This is a genomic window from Castellaniella sp. (assembly GCF_049651205.1).
In the GTDB taxonomy this organism is placed as follows: Bacteria; Pseudomonadota; Gammaproteobacteria; order Burkholderiales; family Burkholderiaceae_B; genus Castellaniella.
Genome location: NZ_JBASBR010000004.1, coordinates 1 through 19,386 on the forward strand (window position 1 = coordinate 1; position 19,386 = coordinate 19,386).

The following is a 19,386-nucleotide window of genomic DNA, read 5'->3' on the forward strand; positions in this document are numbered from 1 at the left end:
CTCGCGCCGTGCATATGGCTTCAGGAATTTTGAGAATTACCGCTTAAGAGTCTTGGCTCAATGCGGCTGGAACGGTGTGATCAACCGTGTCTGATGAATGCGTATCCCCCGATTATGGGGTAGAGCCCAGATGGATTAATCAAATGTTCCCCCAGAAGTACCCACAAAGGCAACTGGTTTTTAATGGATTGGATTGGATGAAATTGGCAAGAAAAAACCCGCATATCGTTTAAATATGCGGGTCTTGAAAGGTTTCTAGCTAGGTGTTCTGGTGGAGCCGGGGGGAATTGAACCCCCGTCCGCAAGCCCTCTGCAAGTAGCTCTACATACTTAGTTGGCCAATTTTAAAGTTTTAACCTTGGATCATGCCGGACAACAGGCCCTTCCGCAGCGATTCACACTAATTTAAGATCCGGCCCAGTGACCTGACAGAATCCGATTCCCTGAGAATGACGCTGCTATGGGTTTTACCCCATCCGACCCAGGGACAGATCGGTGCAGCGGCTCACCGCTTAAGCGGCCAGAGCGAAACGCTCGTCGTTGGCGTTTGTAGTTTTCCAGTGGATTTACGAGCGAACTGGTGCTCGGTATGCACTATCTTGTTTTGTGACCCACGTCGAAGCCAAATCGGCCCCAGAGCTTGTCATTGTACTGGCATTCCATATAAAACAATACCTTTGCGGCAGATCGCCCGGCTTGCAGTACGATGAAGTCTCCAATCGGCAACATTGCTGCCCTCCACAGGAGCTTTTTCATGGACATTACCCTGACGTCCGCCGACAGTCACGAATTCACCGCCTACATCAATGGCCCCGACACCGCCCGCGTAGGGGTGGTGGTTTTGCCAGAGATCTTTGGCATCAACGCCTATATCCGTTCTGTCGTGGATCGCTATGCGGCCCTGGGCTACCGGGCCATCTGCCCCTCGCTCTTCGACCGCCGCACCACACCCGAGCACGGTGTCCAACTGGGCTACAGCCCCGAAGACGTGCAGCGCGGCCTGGGGTATAAAAAATCGATTGCCGACGAGACCGCACAACTGGACATCGAGGCAGCGGCCGATGCGCTAAAGGGCCAGCAGACGCGGCTGCTTACGGGCTATTGCTGGGGTGGCTATCTCTCCTGGCGTATGGCGTGCCTGTCCAGCCACTTTGCGGCGGCCTCTTGCTGGCACGGGGGCGGCATCGTCAATCACTGCAACGACGTGGCCAAAATCCCGGTGCAAATGCACTTTGGCGGCCAGGATGGCTCCATCCCCTTGTCAGACGTCGAGAAGATCCGCGCGGCTCAACCCAACGTCCAGATCCATATCTATCAAGAGGCCGGGCATTCGTTTGGGCGCGAGGCAACACCCGCATACCGCCCAGAGGCCGCTCAACTGGCCTGGGACAGAACCCTTGCGTTTTTCCAACAGCAATCGTGAGGATTTGTGCCTAAACAGGCCAGACAACCCGCTTGTGTAGTCTTTTGAATCCTTTCTTCGCAAGCTGTCGGCATTTAAGCAAGGCCTTTGGGTGACAATCAGCCTTGTGGTTTGCTCGGGTAGTCTATCCAGGCATTTCACTGAGTCGCCCCGATCTGGTTCGCCTGGTTGTTTAATCCCCCAGTCAGCCTGCCAGGCCGGGGTGCCTCCTGAAAGATTTCTGATTACTTGCGAGGTATCACATGAAAAAAGCCTTGATCGCGACGATCCTGTGTATGGGTGGCCTATTGGCCACCGCGCCGGCAGCCCAGGCAGATGTCGATATTGGTGTCTCGATCGGCATTCCTGGTGTGATCTGGGGTAGCCCCGGCTACTACTACCCACCGCGGCCTTACTATCACCGCCCGCGGGTTGTGGTGGTGCCCGAGCCTGTTTATGTACCCGGCCCCGTCTATCGCATGGGTTGGGCAGACCGCGGCCACTACGACCGCCACGAGCGCAAACACTGGAAGAAAAACTGGAAACACAACCGTGGCCATCGCGGCCGTGGCTGGGACGACTAACTTGCGCAACAACATCAGGGGGCCAATCGGCCCCCTGATTTCATTACACTGCCCGGGCAGCAAACTTTGATGTTTGCAAGCTGCGGGCCGTTTGACCCTTAAGCAGCAGCGGGCTCGGCCAGCACACCATCACGGTAATCGCGCAGGGCTTGCTCGATTTCCTCTTGGGTATTCATTACAAACGGCCCATATTGCACGATGGGTTCTTTAAGCGGCTTGCCTGCCAGCAGCAACACCCGCACCCCATCGGCAGCCCCGGCAACCGGCGCAATCCGTACGACATCGCCCTCGCGGCCGTACCAGACGGTATGGCCTGCCGGCACGATTTGCTGGCCGCCATCAAACTGGCCCTCAAAAACGTACAGCAAGGCGTCATGCGTGGCCGGTACGGGGATCTCGACAGACTGCCCGGCCATCACACAGATATCAGCAATCAGTGGCTGCGTAACCGAGGCGCGGCTGCCCTGCCCCGGGCCTTTTAGCGGGCATGTGGCCCAGGGAATGGTACCGGCAATCAGCTTGATGAAACCGCCATCAGGCAAATCGGCTGTGGCCAGCGCTTCTGCGGGGATATCCCGATAATGCGCGGGCTGCATTTTTTCGGAAGCCGGCAGATTGAGCCAGATCTGAAAGCCGCGCAGCAAGCCGTTTTCTTGTTGCGGCATTTCTTCGTGGATAATGCCTCGGCCAGCGGTCATCCACTGCACACCACCCGCCTTGAGGTCTCCCTCGTTGCCCATGTGATCGCGGTGACGCATATGGCCATCCACAATGTAGGTGACGGTTTCAAAGCCACGGTGCGGGTGCGCCGGAAACCCTGCGATGTAATCATCCGGATTGTCAGACGAGAACGCATCCAGCATCAAAAATGGATCCATGCGAACCTGGTGCTGATAACCCACGGCGCGCAACAGGCGAACCCCGGCACCGTCTTGTGTGGCCTGGGCGGGCAAAATGCGTGTGATGGAACGAGTGCTCATGCAACATCTCCTTGTTTCTCAATGGTTTCCATTATGAATCATATAATTCGATTATCCATGGTAAAAATCAAGATGGTTTAATCTAAAAATTAGATATGTCAGACATTATTCCCTTGGCTTACTGGCAGGCGCTCATCGCTGTGGTGGATCACAATGGCTACGCACAAGCCGCCGAGGCCCTGGGCAAAAGCCAGTCGGCCGTCAGCTATGCCATCCAGCGCCTCGAAGACCAGTTGGGCTTGCGCCTGTTTCGCCTGCAAGGCCGGCGGGCGGTACCCACGCACTCGGGCCAGATCCTGTTGCAACGGGCCCGTGTATTGGTAGAACACGCCCAGGGGCTGGACTCTGCCGGACGCCAGCTGGCTGCGGGGCGCGAGCCCTTGCTGCGTGTGGCCATCGACGCCATATGCCCGGATTGGCTGCTCTTGGCAGCCCTGGTGCAATTCAGTAAAGATTGCCAGGCCACCCGTGTCGAGATCCAGGAAACCGTACTCAGTGGCACCGATGAAGCCTTGCTGCGACGCGAGGCAGACCTGGTCATCACGTCCCGCATCCCGCAAGGTTTTAGCGGCGAGCCCATGATGCAGGTGCGGTTTGTGGCGGTTGCCGCACCCGATCATCCGCTGCATGCACTGGGGCGGCCACTGCAATGGGCCGACCTGCGCCAACATCGGCAGCTGGTGGTACGGGACTCAGGTACACGAAGAGAAAGCTCTGGATGGCTGGATGCCGAACAGCGCTGGACATTCAGTGAGCCGATCACATCCATCAGGGCGGCATGCGCCGGCCTGGGGTTTGCGTGGTACGCAGAGCAGCGCATACGCGACGAACTTAAAGATGGCCGCCTACGCGTCTTACCCCTGCAAGAAGGCCGCCATCGCTACGCCATGCTGTATCGGGTGTTTGCGCAGCCAGACTTTATCGGCCCTGCCTGCCAAGAGTTGGCCAACGCGCTGGATGAGCAGATCCGGGCGGCCGGCCTGGGGCCCAGCAGCCCATAGGCGGCCGGCCCATCTGCGCTGGCTTAAAGGCCGACGTTTTCTTTTTGCAGCACTTGCTCGGCCCGGTAGCTGGACCGAACCAATGCGCCCGAAACCACCTCACGAAAGCCCTTGGACAGACCAAGATCGCGATAGGCGCGGAATTGCTCGGGGGTAACAAAGCGGCGCACGGGCAAGTGATTGGACGTGGGCCGCATGTACTGGCCAAATGTCAGGATATCCACGTTGGCAGCCCGGATGTCGTCCATGGCCTGTTCGATTTCTTCGTCGGTTTCGCCCAGACCCAGCATCATGCTGGTTTTGGTGAGGGTATGCGGTGCGTACTGCTTGGCGTAGGCCAGCACATCCAGCGTTTGCCGGTAACCGGCACGCACATCACGCACTACGTGGGTCAGGCGCTCGACGGTTTCGATATTCTGCGCAAACGTGATCAGGCCGGCATCCAAGATTGTTTCGATGGCGCTTTTCTGCCCCTGGAAATCGGGGGTCAGGGCCTCGACAGCGGTTTCGGGCGAGCGCTGATGAATGGCCCGGATACAGGCGGCGTAATGCCCGGCGCCACCATCCAGCAGATCATCACGGTCTACTGAGGTCAGTACCACGTATTTCAGCCGCATCAAGACCACGGCATCAGCCACGCTATTTGGCTCGTTGTGATCCAGCCAGCCATGCGGATTGCCTGTACTGACTGCGCAAAACTTGCAGGCCCGGGTGCACACCGACCCCATCAGCATCAGCGTAGCGGTACCCCGCCCCCAGCACTCGGCAATATTGGGACACTTGGACTCTGCGCACACCGTATTCAGCTTGTGCGTCTGCACAATGTCGCGAATCTCTTGGTAGCCCTTACCCGCGGGCACCCGCACACGCAACCAGGCGGGCTTGGGGGCAGAGTCTGGGATCTCGGTAAGCTCGCTGGGCCGCATGCCGTCTTTAACGGCGCGGGTGCCCTGCGGGCTGACAAATTTGGAGCCCGAACGGGCGCGGATAATGGGGACTTCAGTCGTCATGGGTGAAAACCTGTACAAAATGAAGAAAATGGGTGCGCGTCAGCCCCGGCGCGCACCTGCGGCGATAGTACCACGCGCCACCTGCCGGGTTCTGCTTTCCTGATGCCTGAGGGGCTCGGTATACTGGCGGCCATGCAGCCACCGCGCCCCCCCAAGATTCCGCTTTTAGCCCGCCCACCAGGCACTGCCCTGGTGCTTGTTTGTCTGCTGGGCATGGTGGCACTCTGGACCACCCTGTGCGCAATCAGCCACTCTGCGCCTGATCTTGACGGCATGGAAGAGCTGGTGTGGGCGGCCAGCCTGGAGCTTGGCTACACCAAGCACCCGCCACTGCCCTCCTGGGTCATGTACTTTGCCACACAGATGTTCGGGCGCCCCGTATGGCTGCCATTTTTGATGGGGCAGATTTTTTCGGCACTGGGCCTGTGGTTTGTCTGGAAACTGGCACGCGAATTCACTACCCCCCGCAAAGCTCTGATGGCTGTCTTGTTGGTATCTGTGACGGCTTATTTTTCACTGCGCGGCACAATCTATAACCACAACACGGCCCAGCTGTGGTCGGTCACAGCGTCTATTTGGCTATTTTATCGGGCCGTGCGCAAGCAGCAGATGCGCGACTGGATCCTCTTGGGTGCGGTCAGCGGCTTGGCGATGCTGACCAAGTACAGTGCCCTGATCCAGTTTGCGGCGTTCTTTCTGTACCTGCTGCGCAGTGGCGCCTGGCGCACACGCCGCACCTGGCTGGGTGTGGGGGTGGCCACCTTTGGTTTTCTGTGCGTGCTCAGCCCGCATCTGTTCTGGCTGGCCCAACACCACTTCGAGCCGCTGCTGTACGCCGACCACTCTCTGGAGGCCAGCGGCCGCTTGGCTGCCTGGGCAGATCTGCTGGCGTTTTCTTTGGATCAGGCAGGCCGGCTGGCACCCATGCTGCTGGTGCTGATCGCCTGTGTGTTCTGGCGACGCCGCTGCGCAGACCGCGCACCTGGTTACCCAGCCAACGATGAGCACTTTGAACCAGACACCCACGCCACCCGATACTGGCCCGAAATATCAGCACCTGATCGACAGTTTCTGCTGTGGGTAGGGCTGGCACCCTTTATATCCACCGTAGCAATCTCTGCACTGCTGGGCTCACGGCTGGAAGCCTCCTGGGCCAGCACGTTTTTTGTGCTGTTTGGTTTTTTTGGCATGGGCTATCTGCGCGGACCAGAAGGCGTACAGATGCGCCGCGTGCTGATCTTGGTGGTTGGCCTGCATATTGTGATGGCACTGGGTTATGCCGCGGCTAGGGGCCCGCTGGCCACCGCCATGGGCAAGGCGGCGCGATCCACCTATCCCGGGCCCGCCCTGGCAGCCTTGGCCATACAGCACTGGCAAGCCCATCAACCTGGGCGCCCCTTGCGGGTAGTGGTTTCCAACACCTGGCTGGGGGGCAATATTGCCATCCATACAGGCACCAATACCCAGGTATACATTGATGCCAGCGACGAGCATTCGCCCTGGTTTGCCCCCGGTACCGCCCTGCAGTGCGGGGCGCTGGTGGCTTTCAGTGCAGCGGGCCGGGCGGCCCCTGCTCCGGCCGTGCAGGCCCTTTATGATGCCGCACCCTGGAAGGGCACGGATAACGTGCAGTGGTCTGGCCCCAAAGGCCGGGTGATCGACCTGCATTGGGCGGTAATACCCGCTACCTCAAACTGCCTGCGTGGCGCGGCTGAGCCACGCGGCTAAGCGAGGCCATCCCTGAACGGACGGGTATCCACGCCCGTTTGCAAAAGAGACTCAAAGGCATGGGCCGGCATGGGCCGCGCAAACAGATACCCCTGGCCAAAATCGCAGCCCACACCGCTGAGCAGCTGATATTGGGGGATGGTTTCGATGCCTTCTGCCACCACCCGCAAGCCCAGGCGGTGCGCCAACAAAATGATGGCCTCGCACAGGGCAAGATCGGCGCTTCCCGGGCGCAGATTGGCCACAAAGGATTGGTCGATCTTGAGAAAATCAATGTCAAACTTGCGCAGATAAGACAGCGACGAATAGCCGGTACCAAAATCATCCAGGGCAACCTGCACGCCCGCCTGACGAAATGCCGAGAGCTGCTGGCGGATGCGATCATCGTCTGAATCCATCAGCAGGCCTTCGGTGATTTCGATGATGACATGTTCTGAGGCCAATCCCAGTGTATTGAGGTGCGCCTGCCAAAAATCCAGATCGAGGCCCTCGTGGCGCAACTGCGCCGGCGAAATATTGACGCTGATCTGGATATCCGACTGAAACTGCTGGCGCCACTCGGCGGCCTGGCGCGTGGCCTCGCAAAAGACCCAATCACCCAGCGCACGAATGATGCCGGTTTCTTCGGCCAGCGGGATGAACTCGACCGGTGACACCAGCCCTCGCACCGGATGATGCCAGCGCAGCAGGGTCTCAGCCTTGGCCACCTGGCCCGTGCTCAGATCCACAATAGGCTGGTAGTGCAAGGAAAACTGGTTTTGATCCAGCGCCAGATGGAGGTCGTTGACCAGACGCATGCGGGTTTGTGCGCGCTCTTGCATGGAAGCCGTGAAATACCGGCTGCGGTTACGGCCATCGGCCTTGGCCGAGTACATCGCCTGATCGGCGTTGTTCAGCAAGGTTTCTGCGTCAGTGGCGTCATCCGGGAAAAACGTCACGCCGATACTGGTGGAGATAAAGACGGTTTCGACACCCAGCCGGAAAGGCTCGGCCAGTTCGGCCAGAATCGAACGCGTCAGACGCTCGATATCGCGCGGTTCATGCACATCGTCCAGCAAAACAGTGAACTCGTCTCCACCCAGGCGGGCCACGGTGTCGCTTTGGCGCGCGCAGCCGCTGAGCCGGCGTGCGGCCTCTTTGAGAAGTTCATCGCCCATGGCATGGCCCAGAGTATCGTTGATCTCTTTGAAGCGGTCGAGATCAAGAAACAGCAGGCCGATGCGCCCGTTGGCCCGGCGCGCCTTACGGATGCTTTGCTCAAGGCGATCATGAAACATCTGCCGATTGGGCAAATCGGTAAGACGGTCGAAGTTGGCCTGCTTCCAGATCATGGCCTCGGCCTGCTTGATCTCGGCAATGTTCGAGAAGATCATTACGCGACGCTGGGGTTCGCCTTCCGGGCCAAACGAGGTATTGATGCTGAGCCACTCGGGGTAGAGCTCGCCATTGGCGTGCTGGCCCCAGTGCTCGCCCTGCCAACTGCCGGTTTCCATCACAGTGCGCCACATGGTGCTGTAAAACTCGCGATCATGGCAGGGAGAATTGAGACAGCGCACATGCCGGCCGATGACGTCGGACTCAGCACGTCCGCGCAGGCTGACAAACGCGGGATTGACATCCAGGATGATGCCTTTGGGGTCTAGTACCAACATGCCTTCGCTGGTGTTGCGGTACACCAGCGAGGCGAGCTCGGCCTGGCGCTCGATCTCATTTGAACCGCCCGTTTTGCGGGTGCGCAACACATAAAGGTGACTGCGCCCCGATGACGACGGGATATGTGTGACTGCGCCGGTAAGCGGCAACGCCCGAGACTGGCGATGCCGGCCTTTGCCACGCCACAGCAGGGTTTGTCGCGCAGGTTCTTGGTCGAGGCGAGACTTGATCAGCTCGACATCGGGCATCAAGGTTTGCACCGGCACACCCAGCGCCGCACCATGCCGATAGCCAAACAGGCGCTCGGCGCTGCGGTTCATGTAGATGATGTGATCGTGGGTGTCGGTTGCCAGGCACGCATCCTGAAAATAATCACCCAGGCGCAGCAAGGCAAGAATGTGGGAGCGGTCGGAGGAGTCGAACGGCAGGGGCAAGGCCTGCAATGCAGACGCCGGCCCATCAGGAAAACGGGTGAAATGAGGAGTGGAGACCATCACGCGGAATCGGTGGTGTATAGCGTAGGGGGCATGTGACGGCACCTGAAAACCTGCATCACCCAGCTTTTTAACATGCCATCTTGACTACGGATATCCGTAATATCCATAGGCCTTTGCACGCCCTCGCCACACCTCCAACCCTCTCAGATCAGGCTGCAGCCAACCACTGCTTTCCTGCTAAGGCGCTTCGCCGAAATACTCTTTGAATTGATGACCCAGCTTGCGTGCCTTGGTACGAAGATATTGCTCGTTATATGGGTTGCGATTTACCTGCAGCGGGATATGCTCGGCAATCTCAAACCCAAGGTCTGCCAGCACACGCTCTTTGCGGGGATTGTTGGTCATCAGCCGCAGGCTGTGCACGCCAAAGTGCACCAGCATCGGGCGGCAAAGGTCGTAGCGGCGCATGTCTGCCGGAAACCCCAGGCGCTCGTTGGCTTCTACGGTGTCTGCGCCTTCGTCCTGCAGATGATAGGCACGAATTTTGTTAAGCAAGCCGATGCCCCGGCCCTCTTGGCGCAAATACATCAAGATGCCGCGGCCTTCTTCGGCAATGCGCTGCAAGGCGGCTTCCAGTTGGGCACCACAATCGCATCGCTGGCTGAACAAGGCATCACCCGTCAGGCACTCGGAGTGAATCCGTGCCAACACCGGAGCGTCGGTGCTCAGATCGCCCAGCGTCAGCGCCACGTGTTCTTTACCACTGGCGGGCTCGACGAAGGCGTGAATCTGAAAAACAGCCCACGGCATGGGCAACTGACTGGAGGCGACATACTGCAGCAGATTGTCATCTGCACCCGAACTGGCACCCGAAGAACTGGACATGGACTGAAAACACAAGTGGATTGAAACGGGCTATAGATTAACACCCCGACACAATCAGGAAAAAAAGGGCCTCACAAATGTGAGACCCCCCAAAACCGCCCAGCAGGCTCTGCAAGAATCAGGCTTTGACCCCGAGATAACGCTCGATGATCTCACCGTTTTCGTGCAAGTCTTTGGGCGTGCCCTCGTACACCACATGACCATTGTTGACAATATAAGCGCGGTCGGCCAGCGACAGCGCCGCCCGGACGTTTTGCTCAACAATGACAATTGTTTGCCCTGCATCGGCCATCTGCCGGCACACCTGCATGAGATCGCGCACGATCAGCGGTGCCAGACCTTCGAAAGGCTCGTCGAGCAGGATGATATCTGCGTTGCGGATCATCGCCCGGGCGATGGCCAGCATCTGCTGCTCGCCGCCCGAGAGCTGTTTGCCACGATTGCGTTTGCGTTCGGCCAGGCGCGGAAACGTTGCGTAGATTTCATCCAGGCTGCGAGGCTTGTCGGCCGTCATGGCTGCCAGCTGCAGGTTCTCGTTGACGGTAATCGAGCCAAAAACACGGCGTTCTTCGGGCACCAGCTGGATACCCAGCGCAGCGCGACTGAATGGCGGCAGATGCTGGATCTCAACCCCGTTATGGCGGATCGCCCCGGATTTGACGGTGACCATCCCCATGAGGGATTTCAGCGTGGTGCTCTTGCCGGCACCGTTACGCCCCAGCAGCGCGACGACTTCGTGCTGTTCAATGCGCATGGAGACATCGAACAGGATGTGGGAATCCCCGTAAAAACTGTTGATTTTGTCGACTTCAAGCAGACTCATCGTCCATCCCTCCGAGATAAGCCGCCTGGACCGACGGGTCGTGGCGGATTTCATCCGGCGTGCCCTCGGCCAGCTTGCGGCCTTCGTACAGCACCGTAATACGTTCAGCCAGTTCAAACATGGCGTCCATATCGTGTTCCACAATCACCATGCTGCGACCCTGACGAATCGATTTCAGCAGGGACACCACCAGCACGCGCTCTTCGGGCCCAAGGCCGGCCAGGGGCTCGTCAAACAGCAGGACATTGGCCCCGGTGGCCAGTGCCAGACCGATTTCAAGCCGGCGTTTCTCGCCGTAGGCCATGTCGGACACCATGGTATCGGCATGGGCGGTGAGGTCCACCATGGCAATGGCGGCATTAACCTGAGAATCCAGGCGATCAGAATGCAGGCCGCTGAGCAGATCGGCACGATACCGGCCACGCAAACGCGCCAACACGGGAACCATCATGTTCTGGCGCACAGTGAGGTGCTCGAACAACTGATTGATCTGGTATGACTTGCTCATGCCCAACTGGCACACAGAGGTAACGCCAATACCAGTGATCTCTTGGCCACGGAAGAACACCTTGCCGGACGTGGTGGGGAGCTCGCCCGCCAGCATCGCAAAGAAGGTAGATTTACCGGCACCATTGGGGCCGATGACGCCATGGAGCTCGCCGTCACGCAAGGTGAAATCGATATCCGAGTTGGCTTTGAGCCCACCGTAATGCTTGCTGATGCCACGTGCTTCGAGCACCGGCGCACCAGGACGGGTGCTGGCCAAGGGTGGCACGATATCCAGCGTGCTGGCCACACGCTGGCTGGCGTTGTCATCGAGATCCGACGGCAGGCTCTGGCGGCGATGGCGGACGAAATCGATGATGCCACCGGCCACGCCACGGCGAAACACGGTAACCAGCACCACAAACACCACACCCAGGATGAGTTTCCAGTAAGGCCCCAGGCTGCCCACCTGCTGCAAGCCCTCGTAGAGGTACAGCCAGATGGTGGCACCCAGCAGTGGCCCCAGCAACGTACCTGCACCACCCATCACCGTCTGGATCACCAACTGAGCGGAGGTATCCAGAGAGAAGGCGTCAGGCGGCATATATGACTGAAACACACCCAGCAAACCACCCGCCAGACCACCATACGCAGCAGCCACAATAAACACGATCAGTTTGTAGGACTGAATGGAGTGACCCAGGGCGGTGGCCCGTTTTGGATTGCCCTGAATGGCCTTGAGCACCGCGCCAAACGGCGAGCGCACAATGCGCCGGGCAATGAGATACCCGATGAAGAAGATCACCGCCACAAACCAGTACATGGGCCAGCCACTGGAGATGTGAAGATTGATGAAGCCCAGGGAGAGCTCGGGAGGCGGCACACCGGCGATACCGTTTTCACCACCGGTGTAGTCTTTAAACGAGGAGTTCTCAAGAAAGTAGAACATCTCGCCAAAGGCCAAAGTGCTCATGGCAAAGTAGATGCCGGTACGACGCAAGGTGAGGTAGCCGATGATAAGCCCCGCCACCGATGCGGCGATGGTGCCTAGCAGCAGCGCCACCAGCATATTGGGCACAATGCCGTCAGTAAGCAGATAGGCCGTGACAAAACCGCCCGTGCCATAAAACGCCGCCTGGCCAAAGGATAGTAAGCCCGTATAGCCAAACAGCAGATCAAAACCAAGCCCAAACAGGCCCCAGATGAGAATCCGGGTGAGCAGATCAGGGCTCATGCCAATAAGGGGTAACACAAAGGGAGCGGCAATCAGGCCCAGCCCGACCAGCATTTCCGGAAGCTGTCTGCGCACGATATGACCTCCTGGTGCGCCGGCTGGCTTGCTGCCCACGCCGGCGTCGTCGACTGTACTTGTGTGAACTGAGCTCATTCCCGGCCCTCCTGACCCATCAAGCCTTGCGGGCGGAAAATCAGCACCAGCGCCATGGCGATAAACAGCATGACGTCTGAATATTGCGGATTGATCATCGCTGTGAGACTGAGGATTTCACCAGCGATAATCCCGCCAACCACAGCCCCGGGGAAAGAACCCACCCCGCCAATCACCACCACCACGAAGGACTCAACCAGATAGCGGAAGCCCATGTCAGGGGTAAGTGCCACGATGGGCGAGTTGATGACCCCAGCAAAACCGGCTGCCATGGCACCCAGGCCAAACACCAGCAAGAAAGTGCGCTTGATGTTGATGCCCAAGGCATTGACCATCTGTGCGTCTTCGATCCCGGCGCGCACAATCAACCCAAGGCTGGTGCGGTACAGAACCAGATACAGCACCAACAGGGTGGCTGCTGCAATACCCAGGGTTTCAAGCCGGTAAAGCGGATAAATCAGCGAACCAATATGGGCGATGCCCTGCCCCCAGGACGGTGGCGTAATCGAGAGACTGACGCCGCCGTAGAGGCCGCGCACGATCTCGACCAGCACGATGCTGATGCCAAACGTGACCAGAATCTGGTCTTCGGGCGGACGGCTGTAAAACTTGCGCATCAGGCCGCGTTCCATGATCAGGCCACAGGCCAGTGCGACGGCAGAACCCCCGGCAACCGCCAGCACGAAAGAATCGGTTAAACCATAAACCGTATACCCTGCATATCCACCCACGACAAACAGCGCGCCGTGAGCAAAGTTAATGACACCGAGCGTGCCGTAGATAATCGTCAGGCCGGTACTGATAAGCGCCAATAACAGGCCGGTGGCCAGCCCGTTAAATAACTGCGAAAGAAATAAAGACATGCTCGGCATCGAGTTGCCTCCTGTGAGAACCCCGAATCAGTAACCAGCCATTGCCCACCTGAGCAGGGCAATGGCCGGAAACCTGGTTTTAGACGTAATCGCCCATCTTGCAACCCAGCAAGCCGACCTTAGGCAAGACATCCTTGCCTTGGACGACCTGAACGACTTCGAAGAAGTCTTCGGGGCTCTTCATGTCTGCGGGTTTCTTGCCGCGCAGGATGGGAAAGTTGACGATGCCCTGGTGATCTTCGGCACGGAAGGTCACCTTGCCAACCGGGCTGTCACGCAGCTCGCCGGCCTCGAGGGCCTTGACCACATCCACCGGGTAGAAGCTCTTGGCGCGCTCGACGGCATCGGCCCACAACACCAAGGCCAGATAGGCGTACATGGCCGAATCGCGTGGTTTGCTGTTGAATTTCTTCTCGTAGGCCTCGACGAAATCCTTGGCAACCGGATTGTCGTCTTGCATCGTCCACCAGAAGCCCTGGGCCGCGTACACACCCTGCATGACATCGGCGCCAACTTCTTTTTCGAGGTAGGCCGACATGTAAGGCACCACGATTTTCATTTTTTCGAGCAGGCCAAACTGCTTGGCTTGCTTGATGGCGTTGGCGGCATCTGCACCATAGGCCACCACCACCAACACATTGGCGTCGGTGTTGGCGATGTTGATCAGGTACGAGCTGTAATCCTTGGCGCCCAGTGGGTGAACCTGGTTGGTGACGGTTGTCCAGCCTTCCTTCTCGGTGAATTCTTTCATCGATTGGGTGGTGGTGTGACCATAGGTGTAGTCAGGGGTGAGGTAGGCAGCCTTGCGATCTTTGCCGAGCTCTTTGGCCACCACAGGGGCAATGGCCTTGCAAGCCATGTAGGCAAAGTAGCAGAGACGGAAACCATAGCGCTGGCAATCAACACCGGTGGTTTCGTTAGAGCCCGAAATGGCGGTGAAGTACGGCGTGTGCTCGCGGTTGCACACTTTTTGCAGCGCGATGGCCACGGCGCTGCTGGTGCTGCCGGCAATCATCATGGCCTTGTTGTCATGGATAAAGCGGGTGGCAGCTTGCACGCCGGTATTGGGTTTGGTTTCGGCATCGGCCGAGCCCAGCACCAGTTTTTTGCCCATGATGCCCTTTTTGATCAGGGGCGAGATTTTCTGTACCTGAGGCGCACCCGCGTTGATTTGCTCGGCGGCAAGCTCGTAGCCGTTTTTCTGTTCAGCTCCCTGTGCAGAATACGGACCGGTGAGGTCGACCGTGAGGCCGACAAAGACGGAGTCGCCCTCGACACCAGCAGGCCATGCACCCAGAGGTTTCTGTTCTGCGGCCATTGCAACCCGTGCGGCGCCGGGCATCAGCATGCCACCGGCAACGCCTGCGGCACCAGCTTTAAGCACGGAGCGACGTTTAACCTGCGATTGCATGGCTTGACCCAAGATGTTTTTGTCTTTCATTGCTTTGTCTCCTGAATTTGAGTGGCCCCGGGTGTCGGTGACGCCCGGCAGAGTTACTGCATTCCAGTAAATAACCCGCGATTTTTTTGGATATAAAAACAGCTTTATTTTTATGTCGAAGCAGAGAAACGAACCGCAAGACTTCTGCGTGATGCTATTAAGTGGTTTGAAACTTACGCAAAACTTACGCTTGCTCGCATCTCCGGATAAGGCCCACAGATGTCCTTTTGCTGCATACCTGAATCATTGCTGGGAGGGTGTTCTAATCCTTTGTTTTATTGCGTTTTTTATTATTGGAAATAATGCTGCAATGCAATAAATAAGGGTTAATGCCTAAGGGAAATCATTAGTCCGGTATTTACCCTGAAAACCAGTAAGCAGCAAAAAAAAGGAGGCCTGAGCCTCCGGTATGCTTGTTACCTAAAACAATTATTTTGATGCAGGTAACAACCCCTGCACCGGCAGATGAATCCGGGCGGCATACTCACGCAATACATCCAGGCCGGGATCCTTGCGTGGCCACACCAGGCCCACCCCATCGTTCTCGTAGCGCGGCAAGACATGCATGTGGGCGTGAGGCACCGTCTGCCACCCTGCAGGCCGGTTTGCCTGCAAAAGGGTGAGGCCCTCTGGTTGAAAGGCCTCTTGCACCGCATGGGCCACGCGCCAGGCCAGACGCATCAGACCCGCAGCCGTATCCTCATCCATATCCAGCAAGGAGGGATACGGATGGCAGGGCGCCACCAGTACATGGCCCGGGTTCAGCTGCCCGGCGTCCATGAACGCAAAGAAGGTGTCATCCCGATAAACGATAGCAGCCGGTATTTCGCCAGCCAGAATGCGGGTAAAAACAGTGTCCATGCTTACTCTCCCAATGCCGCCGATAAACGGCCGGATAGTTCAGGGGGGGTCATTTCACGATCGTTGATGGTTACCACACCATCGGCATAAGAAATATCCACTTGCAGCTGTCCGTCTTGCTCGCGCAGCAGCTCGGCACGCCGCAGACGGCCACTATAGCGATCGAACAGCATGCCAATCAGTGCAACCGCCATATCGCCGTCAGAGCTGCTGGCTTGCGTATCGCGCAAAATCTGCATCAGCATGGGCCTGGAGACACCCGCGTGTGCCGAGACACGGGCAATGGCCGATTCAATCGTGCGGCCCAGGTCGGGGTCGGCGTCCTGGGGCACCGGCCGAAACTGTGCCACTGCCTTGAAGTCGGTCTGGCCTTTGTCGGTTTTCCAGGTGACTGCATCCAGGGCCAGGCGGGGAGATGCCGCCAGCACAGGCAGCAAGGCCTCGCGCACCTGCTGTTCTTGCTGGGGCGTCAGCGGCGCGCCATCATCGTCCTGAGCTTGCTGCTGCGCCAGTAAGGCCATCAGGGCTTGCACTGCCTCGACATTTAATTGCTGTGCCGACGCCTGCAACTGCAAGGTGCCAAGATTCTGCTTGCCGGCGGACAATTGCTCGACGTCATAGCGCACCCGGCCATCAAGCAAACTGCCCGTACGGGCAAGGTCCAGCAACATGGCAGGCTGATGCAATAAAAGATCCGGCGCCCCCTCTTGCTGGATGCGCACCTGGCTTGCCTGGAGGGTTTGGTGCGATTGCATGTCGGTTTCACCACTCAGGGTAGTCAGCCCCTGGAAATGCAGATCTTCAAAGTGCAGCAACCCGCTGTCATCCTGAATTTTCAGGGATTGGGCCTCTGCGGTGACAGTGGTTTGACGCTGCTTGGGCGTGTAATCGGCGCGCAGCACGCCGCCACTGAAATCCAGCGCAAGCTCGCCGATGGTTTTAACCGGTTGCAGTGTCCAGACACCGCTGGCCTGCCCTTGGAACCCCACTTGCACAGTAGCCTGCCAGGGCACCTGATGATCAGCCACTACATCAAACCAGGGCTGCCAGGCACCGTCGGGCAAGGGCTGCAGATGGCTATAGGCTGCCAACGGTTGCCAGATGCCGTTTTTCAGTGCCTCCAGGGGCCAGGGGCCATGTTGAAGTGCCTGTTCTACAGCCAGCGACTGCGCCTGGCCATCCTGATCGGTAAATTTAAAAATGTAGCGGGCTTGTGACGAAAAAACGCCCCGCTGATAGTCAGCAACCTGCAGTTCGGGTGGGGTTTCAGGTGCCGTCCACTGCCGCTGGATGTCCTGATTGGTTTGATCGACCCAGGAAACGATGGACTGTTGGGCAATCTGGCCGGCATACCAGGATGCGCCCACGTATCCCAGAACAACAATGCCTCCAAGCGCCAGCGTTACCTTCAAACCTCGAGTCATGCAGAGTCTCCTGTGTTGGACTGCGTATCGTACAGACGAATCAGTTGGGACGCATCGGCCGCGCCCAGTCCTTGCCGGCTGGCCATGCGCCAGGCCTGCCCCACGGCAGACACCACCGGCATGGCGGTGCCTTGTGCCTGGGCAAGTGCCGCCACAGTATTGAGGTCTTTAACCATGGTGTCCAGGCTGGCCTGCGGCGCCGGTGGGGGCTGGGTCATGCGTGGCACAAAAATCTGCAGCAGGGTGGAATCGGCCCAACCACCCTGGAGTGCCTCGGACAAACGGGAAGCATCCACTCCGGCCTCGCGGGCCAGGGCAATGGCTTCGGCAATTGCTGCCAATGTGGTGGTAACGATGGCCTGGTTGCACAACTTGCTGACCTGCCCTGCACCCACCGGCCCCATGTGGGTGACGCGCTGTGCGTAGGCTGACAACACCGGCCTGAGGTGATCACATAGTTGCGCCGGGCCACCAGTCATCACGGCCAGCGTGCCGGCTGCCGCACCACCGGTGCCGCCCGATACCGGCGCATCCAGCCACTGGGCCCCACTGGCCGCTTGCAGGCGCTGGGCAAAAAGCCGGGTAGCGTCTGGCGGGATCGAAGAATGATCAACAATCGCCGCCAAATGGGCAGACTGCGCCAGGCCGGCTTGGCCAAACACCACAGCCTCGACGGCAGCGGCATCAAACAGGCACAGGGCCACGTATTCACAGGCATCGGCCAGCGCCTGCGGCGTGGGGCACACGATGGCGCCTTCGGCGGCCAGCGTTTGGGCCGGGCCGGGCGAGCGATTCCAGACATGCACCTGGTGGCCTGCCTGCAAAAGGCGCCGCACCATGGGTACGCCCATTCGGCCCAGGCCGCAAAATCCGATTTTCATGGGGAGTCTCCTGCTGACATCTGTACGGACGGGCCGGCCTTGCCTGCCTTGGCTGTTACCCGGATATCTGCTGCTCAGGCAGAGTGCTTGCGCGAGAGTTCTCGGGGCAGCGGAAAGGACACTTGCTCGCGGATGCCATCCAGCGGCCGCACCGAGCGCACGCCGAGTTCGCGCAGGCGACCCAGCACCTGCTGCACAAGTGCCTCGGGTGCCGAGGCCCCGGCCGTGACACCCACACGACGCGCATCACGCAGCCACTCGGGCTGAATCATATCGGGCGAATCCAGCAAATACGCTGTTACCCCTTTGCGCTCTGCGACTTCGCGCAGGCGATTGGAGTTGGAACTGTTGGGGCTACCCACCACCAGCACCAGATCGCATTGCGGCGCCATGATGCGCACGGCATCCTGGCGATTTTGTGTGGCATAGCAAATATCGCCTTTTTTGGGCTCGGTGATCCCGGGAAACCGCGTGCGCAGGGCATCCGCCACCTGCGCGGCGTCGTCGATGGACAAGGTGGTTTGGGTGACAAACGCCAGATGCTGGGGATTGCGCACCTGCAAGGCCTGAACGTCCTCGATGGTTTCAACCAGGTACATGCCCTCGTCGGCCTGGCCCAGGGTACCTTCGACCTCGGGGTGCCCCTTGTGGCCGATCATGATGACCTCGCGGCCTTCTTTACGCATGCGGGCGACCTCGACGTGCACCTTGGTAACCAGCGGGCATGTAGCATCAAAAATGCGTTGGCCGCGATCCTGGGCTTCGGCACGCACGGCACGGGAGACCCCGTGCGCCGAAAAAATGACAATTGCCCCAGCTGGCGCGTCTTCGAGTTCGTCGATGAAAATCGCTCCCTTGGTACGGAGGTCTTCAACCACGTAGCGGTTATGCACGATCTCGTGGCGTACGTAAATAGGCGCGCCATGGATCTCGAGCGCCCGCTCGACGATATCAATGGCGCGATCGACACCGGCACAAAACCCGCGCGGCTGTGCCAGCACAACCTCGGGAGCAGCCTCCAGGGCAAGTTTGTCGGTGGAATCAGACATTACAGAACCCCCAAAATACGAACCTCAACCTGCAAGTCGACACCCGCCAGCGGATGGTTGAAATCAAACAGGGCCGAATCGCCCTCTAGTGTTTTGAGCACCCCCGAGTATCGCCCGCCATTGGGCGCAACGAACTCAATGAGATCACCAGCCTCGAAGACAGTGTCGGGCGGCGCATTACGAACCATTTCATCGTGCGAGATCCAGCGCAGGAGCTCGGGATTGCGCTCGCCATAGGCCTGTGCCGCAGGCACGTCCTGGGTAAAGTGCGCGCCTTCGGGCTGGCCGATCAGGATGGCTTCAAGCCCAGGTGCCCACTGCCCCATCCCCATTTGCAGGGTGGCGGGACGATCCAGGAAAGTATCCGCAAAAGCGGTGCCGGTTGCAGGTCCCGAAAGCGGCTCGATTCGATAGTGCAGCGTGACATAAGAGTCTGCATGAACATGTGCCACGTCGTTGGAAGAGGTCAAAATGGATCACCC

Annotated in this window: 17 protein-coding genes and 1 other RNA gene; 4 read left to right on the forward strand and 14 right to left on the reverse strand. The window is 58.8% G+C overall.

Going from position 1 to position 19,386, the window contains the following annotated elements; all coding sequences use genetic code 11:
• Positions 1-269 precede the first annotated feature (269 nt).
• Positions 270-635: a transfer-messenger RNA gene (ssrA, locus tag WA928_RS01150) on the reverse strand.
• A gap of 119 nt (positions 636-754) precedes the next feature.
• On the opposite strand from ssrA, the gene WA928_RS01155 reads away from it, so the two are divergent.
• Both WA928_RS01155 and WA928_RS01160 read left to right on the forward strand, forming a co-directional pair.
• Entirely contained in the window at positions 755-1,423 is a 669-nt protein-coding gene (locus WA928_RS01155) for a dienelactone hydrolase family protein (protein WP_424298528.1), read from the forward strand.
• Positions 1,424-1,665: 242 nt separating this feature from the next.
• Positions 1,666-1,986: a hypothetical protein gene (locus WA928_RS01160; protein WP_424298531.1), complete on the forward strand. Its 321-nt coding sequence runs from the start codon at positions 1,666-1,668 to the stop codon at positions 1,984-1,986.
• Positions 1,987-2,084: 98 nt separating this feature from the next.
• Here the strand turns inward: WA928_RS01160 and WA928_RS01165 are convergent, their stop codons facing one another.
• Positions 2,085-2,966, reverse strand: coding sequence for a pirin family protein (locus WA928_RS01165; protein ID WP_424298534.1), 882 nt, complete (start codon positions 2,964-2,966; stop codon positions 2,085-2,087).
• Positions 2,967-3,061: 95 nt separating this feature from the next.
• On the opposite strand from WA928_RS01165, the gene WA928_RS01170 reads away from it, so the two are divergent.
• On the forward strand, positions 3,062-3,967 hold the full coding sequence (locus WA928_RS01170; RefSeq protein WP_424298537.1) for a LysR family transcriptional regulator: 906 nt from the start codon (positions 3,062-3,064) through the stop codon (positions 3,965-3,967).
• A gap of 23 nt (positions 3,968-3,990) precedes the next feature.
• On the opposite strand, the gene lipA is transcribed toward WA928_RS01170, so the two are convergent.
• A complete protein-coding gene (lipA, locus tag WA928_RS01175) occupies positions 3,991-4,977 on the reverse strand; it encodes a lipoyl synthase (protein WP_424298540.1) in 987 nt (328 codons plus the stop codon).
• A gap of 132 nt (positions 4,978-5,109) precedes the next feature.
• Here lipA and WA928_RS01180 point away from each other — a divergent pair, with 132 nt between their 5' ends.
• On the forward strand, positions 5,110-6,705 hold the full coding sequence (locus WA928_RS01180) for a glycosyltransferase family 39 protein (RefSeq protein ID WP_424298543.1): 1,596 nt from the start codon (positions 5,110-5,112) through the stop codon (positions 6,703-6,705).
• Here the strand turns inward: WA928_RS01180 and WA928_RS01185 are convergent.
• The 11 genes from WA928_RS01185 to WA928_RS01235 all read right to left on the reverse strand — a co-directional run bounded on the left by WA928_RS01185 (position 6,702) and on the right by WA928_RS01235 (position 19,377).
• Positions 6,702-8,852 (reverse strand): putative bifunctional diguanylate cyclase/phosphodiesterase, encoded by a 2,151-nt coding sequence (locus WA928_RS01185; protein WP_424299553.1) that lies wholly within the window; start codon positions 8,850-8,852, stop codon positions 6,702-6,704. The genes WA928_RS01180 and WA928_RS01185 overlap by 4 nt on opposite strands.
• A gap of 180 nt (positions 8,853-9,032) precedes the next feature.
• Positions 9,033-9,680, reverse strand: a complete 648-nt coding sequence (gene ribA / locus WA928_RS01190) for a GTP cyclohydrolase II (protein ID WP_417276205.1) — start codon at positions 9,678-9,680, stop codon at positions 9,033-9,035.
• A 118-nt stretch (positions 9,681-9,798) separates the two neighbouring features.
• Positions 9,799-10,503, reverse strand: coding sequence for an ABC transporter ATP-binding protein (locus WA928_RS01195; protein WP_417276204.1), 705 nt, complete (start codon positions 10,501-10,503; stop codon positions 9,799-9,801).
• Positions 10,490-12,376 (reverse strand): ABC transporter permease subunit, encoded by a 1,887-nt coding sequence (locus tag WA928_RS01200; RefSeq protein WP_417276203.1) that lies wholly within the window; start codon positions 12,374-12,376, stop codon positions 10,490-10,492. Before WA928_RS01200 ends, WA928_RS01195 begins: the two co-directional genes overlap by 14 nt.
• On the reverse strand, positions 12,373-13,239 hold the full coding sequence (locus WA928_RS01205; RefSeq protein ID WP_424298548.1) for a branched-chain amino acid ABC transporter permease: 867 nt from the start codon (positions 13,237-13,239) through the stop codon (positions 12,373-12,375). Before WA928_RS01205 ends, WA928_RS01200 begins: the two co-directional genes overlap by 4 nt.
• 88 nt (positions 13,240-13,327) lie before the next feature.
• Positions 13,328-14,689, reverse strand: a complete 1,362-nt coding sequence (locus WA928_RS01210) for a substrate-binding protein (RefSeq protein ID WP_424298551.1) — start codon at positions 14,687-14,689, stop codon at positions 13,328-13,330.
• A 429-nt stretch (positions 14,690-15,118) separates the two neighbouring features.
• On the reverse strand, positions 15,119-15,550 hold the full coding sequence (locus tag WA928_RS01215; protein WP_424298554.1) for an HIT family protein: 432 nt from the start codon (positions 15,548-15,550) through the stop codon (positions 15,119-15,121).
• A gap of 2 nt (positions 15,551-15,552) precedes the next feature.
• Positions 15,553-16,974 (reverse strand): YdgA family protein, encoded by a 1,422-nt coding sequence (locus WA928_RS01220; RefSeq protein ID WP_424298557.1) that lies wholly within the window; start codon positions 16,972-16,974, stop codon positions 15,553-15,555.
• Positions 16,971-17,855: an NAD(P)-dependent oxidoreductase gene (locus tag WA928_RS01225; RefSeq protein ID WP_424298560.1), complete on the reverse strand. Its 885-nt coding sequence runs from the start codon at positions 17,853-17,855 to the stop codon at positions 16,971-16,973. The genes WA928_RS01220 and WA928_RS01225 overlap by 4 nt, the downstream gene beginning before the upstream one ends.
• 74 nt (positions 17,856-17,929) lie before the next feature.
• Positions 17,930-18,904 carry a 4-hydroxy-3-methylbut-2-enyl diphosphate reductase gene (ispH, locus tag WA928_RS01230; protein ID WP_417276197.1) on the reverse strand — a complete coding sequence of 325 codons (975 nt, stop codon included), beginning with the start codon at positions 18,902-18,904 and terminating at the stop codon, positions 17,930-17,932.
• Positions 18,904-19,377 (reverse strand): FKBP-type peptidyl-prolyl cis-trans isomerase, encoded by a 474-nt coding sequence (locus WA928_RS01235; protein ID WP_417276242.1) that lies wholly within the window; start codon positions 19,375-19,377, stop codon positions 18,904-18,906. The genes ispH and WA928_RS01235 overlap by 1 nt, the downstream gene beginning before the upstream one ends.
• Between the last annotated feature and the right edge of the window lie 9 nt (positions 19,378-19,386).